This window comes from Peribacillus sp. FSL E2-0159 (assembly GCF_038643155.1).
Taxonomy (GTDB): Bacteria; Bacillota; Bacilli; order Bacillales; family DSM-1321; genus Peribacillus; species Peribacillus simplex.
Map to the genome: position 1 here is coordinate 5,390,094 of NZ_CP152053.1, position 15,487 is coordinate 5,405,580.

Annotated in this window: 16 protein-coding genes and 2 riboswitches; of the genes, 3 read left to right on the forward strand and 13 right to left on the reverse strand. The window is 42.8% G+C overall.

From position 1 onward, the window contains the following. Nucleotides 1-144 precede the first annotated feature (144 nt). Nucleotides 145-257, reverse strand: a riboswitch (SAM riboswitch). 118 nt (nucleotides 258-375) lie between these two features. The 8 genes from NYE63_RS26445 to NYE63_RS26480 form a co-directional block, all read right to left on the reverse strand. Further along, nucleotides 376-1,686, reverse strand: a complete 1,311-nt coding sequence (locus NYE63_RS26445) for an O-acetylhomoserine aminocarboxypropyltransferase/cysteine synthase family protein (RefSeq protein WP_342603393.1) — start codon at nucleotides 1,684-1,686, stop codon at nucleotides 376-378. A gap of 99 nt (nucleotides 1,687-1,785) precedes the next feature. Next, a riboswitch (SAM riboswitch) is annotated at nucleotides 1,786-1,891 on the reverse strand. A gap of 145 nt (nucleotides 1,892-2,036) precedes the next feature. Further along, nucleotides 2,037-2,345 carry a thioredoxin family protein gene (locus tag NYE63_RS26450; protein ID WP_342605876.1) on the reverse strand — a complete coding sequence of 103 codons (309 nt, stop codon included), beginning with the start codon at nucleotides 2,343-2,345 and terminating at the stop codon, nucleotides 2,037-2,039. Nucleotides 2,346-2,348: 3 nt separating this feature from the next. Further along, nucleotides 2,349-2,714 (reverse strand): toprim domain-containing protein, encoded by a 366-nt coding sequence (locus NYE63_RS26455; RefSeq protein WP_048688210.1) that lies wholly within the window; start codon nucleotides 2,712-2,714, stop codon nucleotides 2,349-2,351. A 93-nt stretch (nucleotides 2,715-2,807) separates the two neighbouring features. Then, complete coding sequence (gcvH, locus tag NYE63_RS26460) at nucleotides 2,808-3,191, reverse strand: glycine cleavage system protein GcvH (protein WP_034310122.1); 384 nt, start codon at nucleotides 3,189-3,191, stop codon at nucleotides 2,808-2,810. Between the two features lie 95 nt (nucleotides 3,192-3,286). Then, complete coding sequence (locus NYE63_RS26465) at nucleotides 3,287-3,643, reverse strand: arsenate reductase family protein (RefSeq protein WP_063234020.1); 357 nt, start codon at nucleotides 3,641-3,643, stop codon at nucleotides 3,287-3,289. A 293-nt stretch (nucleotides 3,644-3,936) separates the two neighbouring features. Further along, complete coding sequence (locus tag NYE63_RS26470; protein ID WP_342603394.1) at nucleotides 3,937-5,724, reverse strand: acyl-CoA dehydrogenase family protein; 1,788 nt, start codon at nucleotides 5,722-5,724, stop codon at nucleotides 3,937-3,939. 69 nt (nucleotides 5,725-5,793) lie between these two features. Next, nucleotides 5,794-6,972 (reverse strand): acetyl-CoA C-acetyltransferase, encoded by a 1,179-nt coding sequence (locus NYE63_RS26475; protein ID WP_342603395.1) that lies wholly within the window; start codon nucleotides 6,970-6,972, stop codon nucleotides 5,794-5,796. A gap of 71 nt (nucleotides 6,973-7,043) precedes the next feature. Then, nucleotides 7,044-9,428: a 3-hydroxyacyl-CoA dehydrogenase NAD-binding domain-containing protein gene (locus NYE63_RS26480; protein WP_342603396.1), complete on the reverse strand. Its 2,385-nt coding sequence runs from the start codon at nucleotides 9,426-9,428 to the stop codon at nucleotides 7,044-7,046. Between the two features lie 209 nt (nucleotides 9,429-9,637). Between NYE63_RS26480 and NYE63_RS26485 the strand changes: the two genes are divergently transcribed. Further along, nucleotides 9,638-9,772 (forward strand): YuzL family protein, encoded by a 135-nt coding sequence (locus NYE63_RS26485; RefSeq protein ID WP_072273724.1) that lies wholly within the window; start codon nucleotides 9,638-9,640, stop codon nucleotides 9,770-9,772. A gap of 49 nt (nucleotides 9,773-9,821) precedes the next feature. Here the strand turns inward: NYE63_RS26485 and NYE63_RS26490 are convergent, their stop codons facing one another. Then, a complete protein-coding gene (locus NYE63_RS26490; protein ID WP_342603397.1) occupies nucleotides 9,822-10,739 on the reverse strand; it encodes a proline dehydrogenase in 918 nt (305 codons plus the stop codon). A 149-nt stretch (nucleotides 10,740-10,888) separates the two neighbouring features. Here NYE63_RS26490 and NYE63_RS26495 point away from each other — a divergent pair, with 149 nt between their 5' ends. Continuing rightward, complete coding sequence (locus NYE63_RS26495) at nucleotides 10,889-11,167, forward strand: hypothetical protein (RefSeq protein ID WP_342603398.1); 279 nt, start codon at nucleotides 10,889-10,891, stop codon at nucleotides 11,165-11,167. Between the two features lie 13 nt (nucleotides 11,168-11,180). Then, nucleotides 11,181-11,516: a spore coat protein gene (locus NYE63_RS26500; protein WP_342603399.1), complete on the forward strand. Its 336-nt coding sequence runs from the start codon at nucleotides 11,181-11,183 to the stop codon at nucleotides 11,514-11,516. An 82-nt stretch (nucleotides 11,517-11,598) separates the two neighbouring features. Here NYE63_RS26500 and NYE63_RS26505 read toward each other — a convergent pair whose 3' ends face one another. The 4 genes from NYE63_RS26505 to NYE63_RS26520 all read right to left on the reverse strand — a co-directional run bounded on the left by NYE63_RS26505 (nucleotide 11,599) and on the right by NYE63_RS26520 (nucleotide 15,486). Next, nucleotides 11,599-12,771, reverse strand: a complete 1,173-nt coding sequence (locus NYE63_RS26505; protein WP_342603400.1) for an FtsW/RodA/SpoVE family cell cycle protein — start codon at nucleotides 12,769-12,771, stop codon at nucleotides 11,599-11,601. A 147-nt stretch (nucleotides 12,772-12,918) separates the two neighbouring features. Continuing rightward, entirely contained in the window at nucleotides 12,919-13,800 is an 882-nt protein-coding gene (locus tag NYE63_RS26510) for a metal ABC transporter permease (protein WP_342603401.1), read from the reverse strand. Continuing rightward, entirely contained in the window at nucleotides 13,797-14,720 is a 924-nt protein-coding gene (locus NYE63_RS26515; protein WP_342603402.1) for a metal ABC transporter permease, read from the reverse strand. Before NYE63_RS26515 ends, NYE63_RS26510 begins: the two co-directional genes overlap by 4 nt. A gap of 10 nt (nucleotides 14,721-14,730) precedes the next feature. Continuing rightward, nucleotides 14,731-15,486 (reverse strand): metal ABC transporter ATP-binding protein, encoded by a 756-nt coding sequence (locus tag NYE63_RS26520; protein WP_342603403.1) that lies wholly within the window; start codon nucleotides 15,484-15,486, stop codon nucleotides 14,731-14,733. Nucleotide 15,487 lies beyond the last annotated feature (1 nt).

Sequence of the window (15,487 nt, forward strand, 5' to 3'; positions counted from 1 at the left end):
TAAAACCTATGAACTTAGTTGATTTCTCTACATTATTAATTTGTTTCACCTACCATTTTTTCTGTTCATACAAAAGTTTTCCCCAATTAAAATAGAAAAAACCTTTCTGCATGAGCAGAAAGGCAGGTGAAGAAACAGGCCTTCCTCTCATCTTCCAAAGTGATTAAACTTTGTGTGAATTGGCACCTTTCCAAGGAAATCTCCTTGTCGGTTGCCGGGTTTCATCGGGCACATCCCTCCACCTCTCTTGATAAGAGCTAATATATAGAATATTTTGTACATCATTAAGTTCTTTAGTATGGTGAAATTTTATCATAGATAAAAAAGGAGCGCAATGTATATTATTTCTAGTACAAGAATGAACAGGAACTTTGCTTAAACCGTTTTGGAGGACAAGGAGACGATATTCGTCGCTTTTTCAATAGCCTGCTCCAAATCTTCTATTAAATCGTCTACATTTTCAATCCCAATAGATAAACGGACTTGATCAGCACGCACACCCGCTTTCGCAAGCCCCGCCTCATTCAATTGTTGATGGGTCGTACTGGCTGGGTGGATGATCAAGCTCTTCGCATCCCCAACATTCGCTACATGGGACCATAATTCTACCGAATTGATAAGTTTTGCCCCAGCTTCGCGATTACCTTGTATCCCAAATGTAACGACTGATCCAGCTCCCTTTGGCAAATATTTATCCGCAAGGGCTTTATCCGGATGATCCTCATCACCAGGATGTGAAACCCAAGTCACGGCAGGATGGTTTTTTAAATAGTTAATGACAGACTTGGTGTTTGATAGATGCTCTTTCATCCTTACATGCAGCGTTTCAAGCCCAAGCGTAAACTGGAATGCACTTTGGGCGCTTAGCGCAGGGCCTAAATCACGAAGTAACTGGACTCGGGCTTTCGTTATGAATGCAGCAGGTCCAACTGCCTCGGCGTATACCAGACCGTCGTAACTTGGATCAGGCTCCGTAAAGCCAGGGTAGTTTGGCGAGTTCCAATCGAACTTCCCTCCATCCACGATGACACCGCCCAGCGTCGTTCCATTTCCCAGAAGCCATTTTGTAGCGGAATGGATGACAATATCCGCTCCAAAATCAATTGGTCTGCATAGATATGGTGTCGCGAAGGTATTATCAATGATTAAAGGTATGCCTGCATCATGGGCGATTTCCGCTACCGCTTCAATATCGAGCACCCTCAAACTTGGATTTCCGATCGTTTCAGCAAAAATGGCTTTAGTTCTTGGCGTAATCGCCCTTTTGAAATTTTCAGGGTCATCGGGAGAAACGAACTTCACTTTGATTCCATATTTAGGAAGTGTGTTTTCAAAAAGGTTATACGTACCGCCATATAATGTAGAGGCTGAAACAATCTCATCCCCTGCAGCGGCAATATTCAGGATTGAAAGTGAGATGGCAGCCATTCCGCTTGATGTTGCCAATCCGCCGATACCGCCTTCCAATAAGGCCATTCTTTCCTCAAAAACGCTGACCGTGGGATTATGGAGTCGTGTATATATATAGCCATTCTCCTTTAGGCCAAATAAATTCGCTGCATGGTCGGTGTCTTTGAACAAGTATGCATTGCTTTGGTAAATAGGAACTGCACGGGCACCTGTTTCATCAGCTTGCAGACCGCCATGAACACTCAATGTTTCGAAACGCAACTTTTTCTCTGACATATGATTTCACCTTTTTCTATGGATTTAGTTGGAATTATATGAAATCTGGCCTTTTATAAACAAAAAAACCACTTCAATAAGAAGAGGTTTCAAGAACACACCTCATCTACCAGAGCCAACACTCTGCTGGAATTAGCACCGTATATAAATATATACCGGTTGCCGGGCTTCGTCGGGCCAGTCCCTCCGCCACTCTTGATAAGAACTATTAAATTCTGCCGTTACTTTATTCAAAATATAGCATTTTAGAATAAATCAGTCAATGAATTGTTAGAATATTCTTTGTTTAATTTCAATCTCGCATTCAAATGTCCGCAACAAAGAAACCAACCATGGTTCTGATTGGTTTCTTAGCTGATTTCCTTAAGCAATCCGTACAAATAGGGAACGGATTGAAAGGCATATATTTTTTTGTGCAGCTGTCCCTCTTTGAAAAGCAATAAACAAGGAACACTTTCGATTTCAAATGATTCGGCAATTCCTTGGACATAGTTCATATTCATTTTGCCTGACTTCATTTCCGGGAATAGCTCCAAGGATATCGTCAGCATCTTGGAGGCAACCTGACAGGTGCCGCATAAAGGCGTATATAAATATAAGCAAAAGGTTTCCCCATTTTCAACAGCAAGCTTACACTCTTCTTCTTTCCATTCCTGCATCAATTAGTCGTTCACCCTTTGACTTAAAAATTTCATTTTCACATTCATATTGGCAGATAGAAGCACAGTTGCGATATGATGTTCGGGTGAGCTTTCCACTTCTTTGTACATTTTATTAATATACAGGTGGTTCGCTTCCGGCATTTCCCTTCGGAATTGCTTCCGCAGCTTTTCTCCTGATTCATCTGCGTCAAAAAGGAGATAAACATCACGGTCCATCAATTCATCCACTAATTCATCCAGCTTAGTTAATGATATGGTCCCATTCGTACATCTTATTTCCACATCTTCATTTAAAACGGAGGCAACTTTTCTTCTATCGGAACTGCCTTCTACAATGATCACTTTATCGAATTCGCCCCACTCCATGTCATCACTCCATCTCACGAATTATGTGCGCAACTGCCACTGTACAAAATGAAAAAGAGAGCAGGCCTTTTCAGTCCCCCCTCTCCTTCTTTTTTAACCGTTGATTAAACTCTCATATTCTTCAGCACTCATCAGGTTTTCAATATCACTGCTATTAGATGGTTCAAGCACGACCATCCATGCCTTTTCATAAGGAGACTCATTTACATATTCAGGGTTGTCACTTAAATCCTCGTTTACTTCTACAACCTTGCCACTGATAGGAGCATAAAGCTCAGAAACGGTCTTAACGGACTCAACACTTCCAAATGGTTCGTTCGCTTTCAATTCATCGCCGATTTCCGGAAGCTCAACGAATACGATGTCCCCAAGCTCGGATTGTGCGAAAGCTGTAATTCCAATGCGCACTGTTCCATCTTCCGTTTTGACCCATTCATGTTCTTTAGTGTAACGAAGTTCTTTTGGTGTTGTTGTCATTATTAACCCTCCATATGTACAGCTTATTTTATCTATTCCATTATAAGGTAGATTGTTTATTTAAGTAAGGAATTAACCAAATATTTTGTGAAATTTCAGTTCCAAACCTGTTCGAATTGCTCTTCTTTGAAACCTACCGTCACTTTGGTGCCATCCGTAACAATCGGCCTTTTCAGAAGCATTCCATCTGTGGACAATATATCAAGCATCTCTGCTTCAGAAGCTTCTTTCAGCTTATCCTTTAAGCCCAGCTCCCGATATTTTTGACCGCTAGTATTGAAAAACTTCTTCAATTCCAAATTACTGATTTTATATAGTTGTTCTATTTCAGTTCGCGAAGGCGGATTTTCCGCTATATGGATCGCTTCATACTGCAGTTCATGATTATCCAGCCACTTCTTCGCATTACGGCATGTGCCGCATTTTGGGTACCAATATAATGTTAAGCCCATCATTTCACCACCTATCAATAGAATACCCGTTTTCAGCACGCAATACAACGAAATGTCTTTTGAATTTCCAATGCGATTTCATTAAAGGAAATAAAGGGGTTGTACTATTTGAAACGTAGCCTCCAGACACTCGCTTTCCGCGGGCGGTCTACCCTGGACGCGCTTTTCCCGCAGGCGTCTCGCACACCTGTTCCAATCTACTTTGTTTTTAGAATTTAGATAGAACCCCTTTTGTCTACAAACTGAAGGGAATGCCTTTACGGACATTCCCTTTAAAGATTCTGATTCAATGCTTAAAGAGCATATTTTTCCGCTTGGATTACCTTGACGGAAGCTTCACGTTTTTTCGCAATGACATTGATTGGATTGTGTCTTGTCAGCTTGCGGAGCGACGATAGCATGATGCGAAGAGTATCGCCTGTTTCCACCGCAATTAACGTTTCCTTTGCATGCTGCTCTATTTCATTGAAAGCTTCCTGAACGAAGATTTCTGTGTAAAGCACTTTTTGTTTGTTCTTCTCCAGACCTGTAGCTGCAATTGCTTTTTCCGTACGCAATACCACGGATTCCGCTGCATAGGCAAGGGATGCGATATCAGCAATGTTGGAGAGGATTTCCTGTTCTTGATCAAGATTTTTGCCGTATTTCTGCGCAGCAAGGCCAGCTGCCAAAATACCGATTTTCTTAGCGTTTCTAACAAGCATTTTTTCTTGTGCCAATGGCTCATCGCCAGGTTCTTCCGGCATCATCATCATTAATTCCTCTTGCAGGCCTTGAGCCTTTTGAAGAAGCGGCAATTCCCCTTTAAGTGCTTTCTTCAGGAAAGTTCCCGGGACAAGCAATCGATTGATTTCATTTGTTCCTTCAAAGATCCGGTTAATACGGGAATCACGATATGCTTTTTCAATTTCATACTCCTGCATGAAACCATAGCCGCCATGAAGCTGTACGCCTTCGTCCGTAACATAATCCAATACTTCGGAAGCGAAGAATTTATTCAATGAACACTCAATGGCATATTCAGCGATTGCAGCCGCCATTGATTTCCCATCTTTCACTTGCTCATCCGTCAATTTGCTTTGTCTTTGATCATAAAGGCCAACGGTACGGTATACAGAGCTTTCTGCTGCATAAATTTTAGATGCCATTGTTGCAAGTTTTTCTTTCGTCAAGTTAAAATCGGAAATTTTCGTTTTAAACTGTTGACGTTGATTCGTATAAGCAGCTGTAATCTCAAGGGCACGTTTAGATCCGCCGACAGCACCGACGCCTAATTTATAACGGCCGATATTCAGGATATTGAAAGCGATGACATGCCCTTTTCCTGCTACACCCAAAAGATTTCCGACTGGGACATGTACATCTTCGAGGATTAAAGTCCGAGTAGAGGAGCTTTTGATCCCCATTTTCTTCTCTTCAGCACCAGTTGATACGCCTTTATACTCACGCTCAACAATGAAGGCGGAGAATTGTTCGCCGTCGATTTTGGCGTATACACAGAAAACATCTGCAAAGCCTGCATTTGTAATCCATTGTTTTTCACCATTTAAAATATAGTGTGTTCCCTCTGCATTCAATTTCGCTGTCGTTTTTGCTCCCAAGGCATCGGAACCTGAGCTTGGTTCCGTTAAGGCATACGCAGCAATCTTCTCACCCGTTGCAAGTAATGGGAGGTATTTTTTCTTTTGTTCTTCATTCCCGAATAATACGATCGGCAAAGATCCGATACCTACATGTGCACCATGCGTAATTCCGAAGCCGCCTGCAAGTGCCATTTTTTCCGTAATCAATGCCGAACTGATTTTATCAAGACCCAATCCGCTGTATTCCTCAGGAACGTCAGCACCAAGTAAACCGATTTCACCTGCATGCTTCAGTAATTTAACGGAACGGTCAAATTCATGGTTTTCCAAATGTTCAACCTGCGGCAGAATTTCATTCACTACGAAATCCTCGGCAGTTTTGGCAATCATTTTATGCTCATCAGAATAATCTTCCGGTGTAAACACTTTATCATACGTAATATCTTCTACTAAAAAGGCTCCGCCTTTAATGAGGTTATCTGTAGTTTGATTGGACATGTTATTTCCTCCTAAGTATTTAAGATAGTAAACCCGCCGGAAGCATGACAGCTTCCGGGAGGGGTGGGATTACGCCAATAATTCAAATACTCCAGCAGCACCCATTCCGCCGCCGATACACATTGTCACGACTCCGAACTGTTGGTTTCTGCGCTTCATTTCATGAAGCAGGCTTAATGTCAATTTTGCTCCTGAACATCCTAGTGGATGGCCTAAGGCAATGGCTCCACCATTCACATTGACAATCTCTTCATTCAATCCGAGCTCACGAATGATTTGAATGGATTGGGAAGCAAATGCTTCATTCAATTCAAATAAACCAATATCGGATAACTCAAGGCCCGCTAGCTTCAAAGCTTTTGGAATGGCCGCAATCGGTCCGATGCCCATAATTTCAGGCGGTACCCCTGCTACAGCAAAGGAACGGAACTTACCCATCGGTTTCAACCCTAATGAAGAGGCCTTTTCCCCATCCATGACCATGACCGCGGCTGCACCATCACTCGTTTGTGATGAATTCCCTGCTGTTACGGATCCTGTAACAGAGAATGCGGGTCTTAGTTTTTTTAGCACTTCAGCAGTCGTGCCTGGACGGACGCCCTCATCTTGTGTAAAAGTAAATGATTTTTCCTGTAACTTAAGATCTGGACCCACTGAACGAAGCTTTACGTCAACCGGTACGATCTCATCCGAAAACTTTCCTTCTGCAATGGCCTTAGCCGCCTTTTGATGACTTCTAACAGAAAATGCATCTTGATCGTCACGGGAAATGCCGTATTTTTTTGCAACGGCTTCGGCAGTGTGACCCATACCCATATAATATTCCGGTGCCGTTTCAGCAAGTCTCGCGTTCGGACGTGTTACATGGCCCATCATTGGCAAAAGGCTCATGGATTCCGCTCCGCCTGCAATGACTGTATCACTTTGGCCTAGCATGATCCTTTCCGCCCCATAAGCGATACTTTGCAGCCCGCTTGAACAGTAACGATTAATCGTTATGGCCGGTACGGTATAAGGCAATCCTGCCAACGCTCCAATGTTACGCGCCATGTTCAATCCTTGCTCCGCTTCAGGCATTGCACAACCGATAATCAGGTCATCTATGGTGCCTTCATAATTCCCAGCACGCTTTAACGTTTCCTTTACAACAAGAGCCCCTAAATCATCAGGACGTACACTAGCAAGAGAACCTTTTTTCGCTCTTCCTACCGGAGTCCTTGCTCCGGCTACTATTACCGCTTCTTTCATGAGGATCCCCCTTACTCATTTTTAAGCTATCGATCTATTAATCTTCGTTTTCGCTTATCTTCATCTATTCATCAATTACGGAGTGGTTTCCCTTTAACAAGCATGTGCTGCATCCTTGCCTGAGATTTCGGAGTCGAAATCAATTTTAGGAATGCTTGTTTTTCTAAGTTCAAGATATACTGTTCATCTACTTCCGTGCCAAATGGGAGTTTTCCCCCTGCAAGGACGTATGCAAGCTCTTTGGCTATGACAAGGTCATGATCTGATAAGAATCCTGAAAGGCGCATGGATTCCGCTCCCAATAGAAGTGCGGCATATCCCGTTTCACCTACGACAGGGATCTTTGTGCGGGCTGGAGCGGTATAACCTTGTTCATGCATGGAAAGTACCGCCTGTTTCGCATCATATAGCTGATGATCCGCATTCACGCTTATTCCATCAGCTGAATTAAGGAAATTATTTCTTCTCGCTTCCTCGGCGGAGGTCGAAACTTTTGCCATGGCGACCGTTTCGAATACTTGGTTGGCCACTTTCTGTAAGTCGAAGTCGACGCCCTTCGGCATATTCCTCAACGTCTTTACATAAAGTTCTTTAGTCCCGCCGCCGCCTGGGATCAAGCCTACACCAGCTTCCACTAGTCCCATATACGTTTCAGTCGTTGCCTGGATGCGCGCAGCCGGAAGGGATACTTCAGCCCCCCCGCCAAGTGTCATATTAAACGGGGCAACCACTACAGGAACTGCACTGTACTTGATTTTAAGCATCGCCTTTTGGAATTGGCTGATGACCATATCAAGTTCATAAATATTGTCATCCTGTGCTTCCATCAGCATCATTGCAATATTAGCGCCTACACAGAAATTCTTTCCTTGGTTTCCGATGACCAGGCCTTTGAAATTCGCTTCCGCTTCGTCGACCGCAGCATTGATCATTTGTATGATATCCAGACCGATTGCATTATTCGGTGAAGTGAATTCAAGAAGAGCCACTCCATCGCCGATATCCACCAAGCTTGCACCACTGTTTTTCTTGATTACTCCTTTTTGTTTCTTGATCGCTTTAAGATTGATCACTTTAGGATTTTCGACAAGTTCTTTATATTCACCATTATCATAATAGTGAACTATGCCATTTTCTTCTTTATAGAAAGAAGTGATGCCTTTAGCGAGCATATCCTTCACCCATTGCGGAACGGTGATGCCTTCAGCTTCCATTCGGGCTACCGATTTTTCTACACCTATCGCATCCCAAGTTTCATAAGGACCTGTGGACCATCCGAATCCCCATTTCATCGCTTGATCGATCGCCACGATGTCATCCGCAATGTCCCCAAGCAGCTGGGCAGAATACACAAGCGCCGGATTCAGAACATTCCAAAGTAATTGGCCGGCACGGTCTTCGCTATAAACAAGCGCTTTCATTTTATTTTCCAAGCCCTTGGCCTGTTTAGCCATTTCGATGGCAGGCGTTTTTAATCTTTTTCGTGCTTCATATTCAAGGGTTTCGGGATTCAGTTCAAGGATTTCCTTGCCTTTTTTCAAGAAAAACCCTTGACCTGACTTGCTTCCAAGCCACCCATTCTTAAGCATTTCATTCATGAAATCAGGTATTTTGAAAACGTCTTTTTCTTCTCCATCCACCTGGTCATATACGTTTCTGGCAACATGTGCAAAGGTATCCAATCCAACTACATCAAGTGTCCGGAAAGTTGCGCTAGTTGCCCTTCCAATCAACGGACCTGTAACCGAATCGACCTCACCAACACTGTATCCGCCTTTTTGCATTTCCCGCAGAGTGACCAATAAACCATAGGTTCCAATACGGTTTGCGATGAAGTTAGGGGTATCCTTGGCTTCGACGACACCTTTTCCCAGTACATCTTCGCCGAATCGTTTCATGTATTCGAGCACTTCTGGTGAAGTTGCTTTAGTAGGGATGATCTCCAACAATTTAAGATAACGCGGCGGATTGAAGAAGTGTGTTCCCAGGAAGTGCTTTTGAAAGTCCTCCGAACGGCCTTCTGCCATCGCTTCGATTGAAATTCCAGATGTATTCGATGAAACGATGCTTCCTGGTTTACGATGCTGATCAACCTGGGCAAACACGCTTTGCTTAACCTCAAGTTTCTCAACGACCACTTCGATGATCCAATCGACATCCTTTAAACGACTTATATCATCTTCCAGGTTTCCCGCCTCGATCAACGCAATGTTTCCCTTAGCAGAAAGCGGAGCTGGTTTCTGTTTTAAAAGTTTCGTAATCGCAGTTTGACTGATGCGGTTACGCACTTGTTTATTATCTAATGTCAGTCCCTTTTTCTTTTCATCCTCAGTGAGCTCACGAGGTACAATATCCAATAATAAAGTCGGAATGCCGATGTTAGCAAGGTGTGCAGCAATCCCTGATCCCATAACTCCTGACCCTAGAACAGCAGCCTTTCGTATTTGTCGAACCAAGTTCATATCCCCCTTACACAATTTATTGAATGAATGCTCATTCATTTTTAATTCAAAAAAATTTTGAATATTTTTTCTTATTACTAATATAGAATATATTTGGAAATTCCGCAATGATTTAAACAGGAAAAAAAATATTTTTTTCTCCGAGTTCTTTTGGTTATTTCTCCTCCTTTCAGTAAAAAATAACCTGGCAGGAGGTGACTTATATAATGAAGCGTAAAGATAATCCTTCTAAAGCAGCCGTAAGCGCAGCAAGCGTTAAAGGCAATGCCGGCCCTGGCGCTGAACGTCAACATGGAATCAATAAAGTGAACAGCCAGAACAATCAGTTCAAAAGATAATCCTTCTTAATTTGAGCAGCCGTTCCTTTTCCGGGGCGGCTCTCGCTTTCTATTTCTTGAAAAGGCCTTTTAAAACGAAAGCAATATTGGCCGGTCTCTCCGCAAGGCGGCGCATGAAATATCCATACCAATCCGTACCATAAGGAACATACACCCTTACCTTATATCCTTCTTTTGCAAGTTCAAGCTGCTTTTCATTACGGATGCCGTATAACATTTGAAATTCAAAGCGATCCCGGGGAATTCCGTGATCTTTGACCAAGTCCCTCGTATAATCAATGATTTTATCATCATGTGTGGCAACGGCAGTGTAATTGCCATTTTGCATATGCTTCTTGATGATTTTCTTAAAATTCTCATCCACATATTCTTTCTCGGGAAAAGCCACTTCCCTTGGTTCTTTATAAGCCCCTTTAACAAGTCTTAGATTCGGATGGTATGCATCCAGCTCCTCAATATCCTTCTCAGTTCGATACAGATAAGCTTGGATAACAGTCCCCAATTCATTATATTCAGACTTTAGGTTTTTGAATACATCCAAAGTTGGCTGACAGCGCGGAAAATCTTCCATATCAAGCGTCACGAAAACACAATGGGCTTTAGCTTCATCTAAGATCCTCCGCATGTTATTCATTACGACTCGTTCGGACACATCCAAGCCCATCGATGTCAGCTTCAGGGATAACTGTGAATCCAGTTCATTTCTGCCAATCATGCGGACCGCTTCGATGCACTCATCTGCCATCTTCCTTGCTTCTTGTTCATCTTCAATGAATTCACCTAAATAATCAATGGTGACAGCAAGCCCTTTCCGGTTAAGATCTGCAATCACTTCACATGCCATATCCAAGGAATCTCCTGCGACGAAACGAGATGCTCCAAACCGCAGCCCGTATTTTTTCGCTGCTTTTGTCATGCCTTTGTTCTTTGATAAAAAAAGGAATAGATTTTTCAATATTCTTTCCATCTGCATTCCCCTCCAAATCATTTTGGAAAATAGATGCACAAGATTATTTTACCATTTAATTCATTTTTCAGATATTTAGAATCAAGAATAAAAAAAATTCATGAAGGGAAAATTAAGTTCGTTTAAAGAACACTTAAGGAGGTAGAATGATGGAACAGCAAAATTCGTTTAACAGCCAACAGCAGTCCACCGGCTTTATGAAGCAGCCGCCGGAAATGGTTTCGGTGAAGGATAGCTTATACTTAACCGATATGCTTGCATGGAATCTGAATGCGGTTAAAAAGGCACATTTTTTTGCCACACAATGCAAGGACCCGCAAATCATTGATGCATTAAATCGGTGCGGTCTCATGCATCAACGCCATTACGATACCATTTTGAAACATTTGAACCCGGATCAAATTCAAAGTCAACAACAATTCCAGTAAAGGAGGGTTCTTGATGCCCAATGAAAACAAAGTCCAAAATCCAGAATCTCCCGTGGCAAAGACACCGCAAATGAATGACAGGGATTTCATAAATGATATGCTAACAACTGAAAAATACTTTTGTAACTCCCTTTCCGTTGCCCTGCACGAAATGAGTAACCAAGCACTATTCCAAGACATTTTCTCCATTTCCAAAGAAAATCAGGAGATGCAGCGAGAACTCTATAACCTTATGTTCGAAAAAGGCTGGTATAGTTTAGAAAAGGCGCAAGCTACCAGCTTAAGCCAATCGTATCAACAATTTTCCGGTTATAAAAATCAATTTCCAGCTGGAACGAACATTCAATAAGTAAACATTCAAGGGGGTGGATTCTGCTCCTTTTGTTTTTTTGCTAAAAATAAAGCCGGCCCATGGCGGGCCGGCTTTATTTTTAGATATCCGTTGAAAACATATACTTCTTATAGTGATACCGAATGCTGAATATTAAGCCCATGGCCATCATGTTCCCCATTAGCGAGCTTCCTCCATAACTGACAAATGGAAGCGGAATCCCCGTAATCGGCAAAAGGCCTACAGTCATACCGATGTTTTGAAAAACGTGAAACGTCAACATGCTTATAACGCCAACACAGATATATGTATAGAAGTTATTTTTCGTGTCCATTCCCGTTTTTGTTATGTGGTAAATCAATAGGAAAAACAAAGAAATTATGATGCTTGAACCGATGAAGCCGAATTCTTCACCGATGATGCTGAAAATGAAATCCGAATGACTCTCAGGCAAATATACTTCCCTCGAACCGATTCCCTTGCCTGTAGTCTGGCCGGAGCCGATGGCCAGTAAAGACTTGGTTAAGTGATACCCTTCGGAGCTGGCATAATTATATGGATCCAGCCAAGAATAGATACGGCCGAATTGATAGGATTTTACCCCTAGGTATTTTTCTAAGATCTCCGGCTTCCAAAGGACAAAGTATAGGACCGTTGAAGCGACGACAATTCCTCCTGAAACGATCGGCAGCAGGATCTTCCATGTTACCCCTGAAATGAAAATCATTCCGAGCATGATTGACATGATGACAAGCGAGGTACCCAAATCTGGCTGTTGCATGATTAACAATAAGGGGGCACCGGTCACAAGACCGATTTTAATAAGCAGCCATATATCCGTTTGAATTGTTTTCAGCGTGTTTTTGAGATGATGGTTTGAGATGACATTTGCTAAAGCCAAAATCAGGAAAACCTTCATGAATTCCGATGGCTGAATCGAACCGATTCCTGGAATGACGAACCAGCTTCTTGCACCATTTATATTAGGTACGATGTTACTTGGCATAATGATCAGCAAAAAAAGCAAAAATAATCCGAAGCCATAGGCATACCAAGATATCTTTTTCAACTGATCCGAATCCAGGGTGATGAACCCTAATACGATTCCGATTCCCACTATATACCAAAAAATTTGTTTAATTAAGAAGTTTTCAGCGTACTGTCCAGTCGTTTGGGCACTATAGATTGCTAAGCAACTTCCAACGCATAATAACAGCAATATTGTGACCAAAGAAAAATCTATCCGTGATGAAAATTTATTTTGTTCTTCCATACTTAACTCTCCCTTAAAAAGGCTCCTGCGATACTTCTATAAATACACTTATTCATTATACTTTAAACAAATAAAATCACAACTATATAGAAGAATAGTTTACAGGCTTCATGGAGTTATTTCCATGAAGCCTGTAGGCAGGGGGAGCTATGCTTGTGATTCCTTTGATTTTCTCCGTTTCAGCAATCTGCTGACCAATCCATGGCTTGGGGAAAAGAGAAAGGCCAATCCGAATAATATGGCTGCCGAACCCACCATGCAACCTGATATCGAAGCATCCAAAATGGTGGCTGAATAATAGCCGATGACGGAACTTAGCACCCCGACCCCGATACTGACCAATATCATACGGCTTAAACGGTCTGACAGCAGATAAGCCGTTGCCGCAGGTATGATGAGCATTCCAACTACTAAAATGGAACCTACACTATCAAAAGAAGCTACAGTTGTCAGTGAAATGAGGCTCATCAATAAGTAATGAAAGAACAGTACAGGAATTCCCATTGCAGCCGCAAGTGATGGATCAAATGACACGAGTTTAAACTGTTTGAAGAAAAGGAAGATCAGTATGAGGTTCAGGATAAAACAACTGCCAACTATCCAAACAGCTTTTGGTCCAGCTTCGATTCCCGCGATTGTCATCGTGTTCCAGGGAGTATAGGCTATTTCGCCATAAAGGACATGTTCCAGATCAAAATCTATTTGTTGCGTATACAAGCTCACAAGTACGATCCCCGTTGCAAAAAGGGAAGTGAATACAATCCCGATCGCTGCGTCAGCTTGAACGCCCGACGATTGGAAAAGCTGGATCAAGAATACGGTAAGCAAGCCGAGCGCAGCAGCCCCGATCAGCATTGGAACCGAATCACGGGTCCCCGTTATTAAAAATGCCAATACGATTCCCGGCAAAACGGAATGACTGATGGCATCACCAATCAACGTCATTTTCCTGACTATCAAAAAGCATCCTAATACACTGCAAGAACCCGCCACTAATGCTCCGACTAAGATAATCCAAAAATCATTCATGTTGAGTGGCTCCCTTTCCTTCTATCCTGTTCGAGAGAATATTTCTTTTTCGTCGATACCCTTCTCCATATAGATGAAAGCACTCCGCGTTTAGGTGCAAAAAGCATGGAAAAGAAAAACCATACCGTCGCGGATAAAACAATTAACGGTCCTGTTGGCAAATCATTGACCGATGTACTGATCAACGTTCCAGACACACCGCTCAACATTCCGAATACACCAGACAGGATGACCATGATATGCAGCCGCTCCGTCCAATACCTCGCAGAAACCGCAGGAGTTATCAGTAACGATGCCATCAATACGACGCCTACAGCCTGGATACCGATCACTACAGCTGCCACGATCAGCATCATGATGAAATAATCCAGAAAAACAACCGGCAATCCCATGCCCTTAGCAAACCCAGGGTCAAAGGACAGTAATTTGAATTCTTTAAAAAATACGGTACAAGTGAAAATGAGAACAAAGGAAACCGTCATCATCATATATACATCGGACATGACCATTGACGCCGTCTGTCCGAATAAAAAGGTATCCAATCCACTCTGGTTTCCATACTCGCTCTGCTGGATCTGAGTAAGCATGACAATTCCGAAGCCAAAGAAAGAGGATAAGACGATTCCCAAGGCCGCATCCTGTTTGATCTTACTATATCTCGTAAGCACACTGATCAAGAAAACAGCCACTAAGCCTGCCAGGGCAGCACCTATTAGAAAGTAGGAAGTGGATTTCACTCCAGTTAACATAAAGGCGACACAGATACCGGGTAACGCTGCATGTGCGAGCGTGTCGCCAAGCAAAGACTGCTTTCTGAGGTAGGCAAAGCTGCCGATGACCCCGCTGCTTAATCCAAGGAACATCGTGCCAAGCAATATCCACCTTGTATTTGGATCAGTAATAATATCCAGTATGTTCATCGTGTACACCTCATTTTAATAAAAGGCCGGCCTTAGTGTCTGATAGTATTGCTAGGCGGCCTCCATATGTTGCCTGTAAGTATTCGGGAATGAACACTTCTTCTGTCGGACCTATTTTCATCACCTTTTTATTCAATAACATCGTCCAGTCGAAATATTCCTTCACGGTGGATAGGTCATGATGCACAACCAGAACGGTTTTGCCTTTTTCCTTCAATTCCATCAGCAATTGTATGATTGCTTTCTCCGTTGCCGCATCCACCCCTACGAACGGTTCATCCATAAAGTAAATATCCGCTTCCTGTGCCAATGCACGGGCCAGGAATATCCGTTGCTGCTGTCCACCTGATAGCTGGCTGATCTGGCGGTTAGCGTATTCAGCCATTCCCACCTTATCTAGGCACTCCATCCCCTTCTGCCTCTCGGACTTCCCTGGTCGCTTCAGCCATCCGAGATGACCATATCTGCCCATCATCACGACATCGAGTGCGTTGGTTGGAAAATCCCAATCCACTGACTCACGCTGTGGTACATAGCCGATACTCTTCCTCATCGATTTATAAGTCGAACCCTTTATTGTGATTTGCCCCGAAATTTTTGGGATCAATTCGAGTATTCCCTTTATCAAAGTGGACTTCCCTGCTCCATTGGGGCCTATGATACCGATTAAATTCCCTTCCGGCACCTCAAATGAGACATCCTCGACAACCGGCTTCTTATGATATGCAATCGTTAAATTCTCGACCTTCAAAGCTGCTTGATTCATA

What these genes read in the sequence shown, in the direction of transcription:
- NYE63_RS26475 (WP_342603395.1), bottom strand. Translation starts at nt 6,972, where the DNA reads ATGAAAGAAGCGGTAATAGTAGCCGGAGCAAGGACTCCGGTAGGAAGA.
- NYE63_RS26505 (WP_342603400.1), bottom strand. Translation starts at nt 12,771, where the DNA reads ATGGAAGAACAAAATAAATTTTCATCACGGATAGATTTTTCTTTGGTC.
- NYE63_RS26465 (WP_063234020.1), bottom strand. Translation starts at nt 3,643, where the DNA reads ATGGGCTTAACATTATATTGGTACCCAAAATGCGGCACATGCCGTAAT.
- gcvH (WP_034310122.1), bottom strand. Translation starts at nt 3,191, where the DNA reads ATGACAACAACACCAAAAGAACTTCGTTACACTAAAGAACATGAATGG.
- NYE63_RS26450 (WP_342605876.1), bottom strand. Translation starts at nt 2,345, where the DNA reads ATGCAGGAATGGAAAGAAGAAGAGTGTAAGCTTGCTGTTGAAAATGGG.
- NYE63_RS26495 (WP_342603398.1), top strand. Translation starts at nt 10,889, where the DNA reads ATGGAACAGCAAAATTCGTTTAACAGCCAACAGCAGTCCACCGGCTTT.
- NYE63_RS26520 (WP_342603403.1), bottom strand. Translation starts at nt 15,486, where the DNA reads ATGAATCAAGCAGCTTTGAAGGTCGAGAATTTAACGATTGCATATCAT.
- NYE63_RS26445 (WP_342603393.1), bottom strand. Translation starts at nt 1,686, where the DNA reads ATGTCAGAGAAAAAGTTGCGTTTCGAAACATTGAGTGTTCATGGCGGT.
- NYE63_RS26490 (WP_342603397.1), bottom strand. Translation starts at nt 10,739, where the DNA reads ATGGAAAGAATATTGAAAAATCTATTCCTTTTTTTATCAAAGAACAAA.
- NYE63_RS26455 (WP_048688210.1), bottom strand. Translation starts at nt 2,714, where the DNA reads ATGGAGTGGGGCGAATTCGATAAAGTGATCATTGTAGAAGGCAGTTCC.
- NYE63_RS26510 (WP_342603401.1), bottom strand. Translation starts at nt 13,800, where the DNA reads ATGAATGATTTTTGGATTATCTTAGTCGGAGCATTAGTGGCGGGTTCT.
- NYE63_RS26470 (WP_342603394.1), bottom strand. Translation starts at nt 5,724, where the DNA reads ATGTCCAATCAAACTACAGATAACCTCATTAAAGGCGGAGCCTTTTTA.
- NYE63_RS26500 (WP_342603399.1), top strand. Translation starts at nt 11,181, where the DNA reads ATGCCCAATGAAAACAAAGTCCAAAATCCAGAATCTCCCGTGGCAAAG.
- NYE63_RS26515 (WP_342603402.1), bottom strand. Translation starts at nt 14,720, where the DNA reads ATGAACATACTGGATATTATTACTGATCCAAATACAAGGTGGATATTG.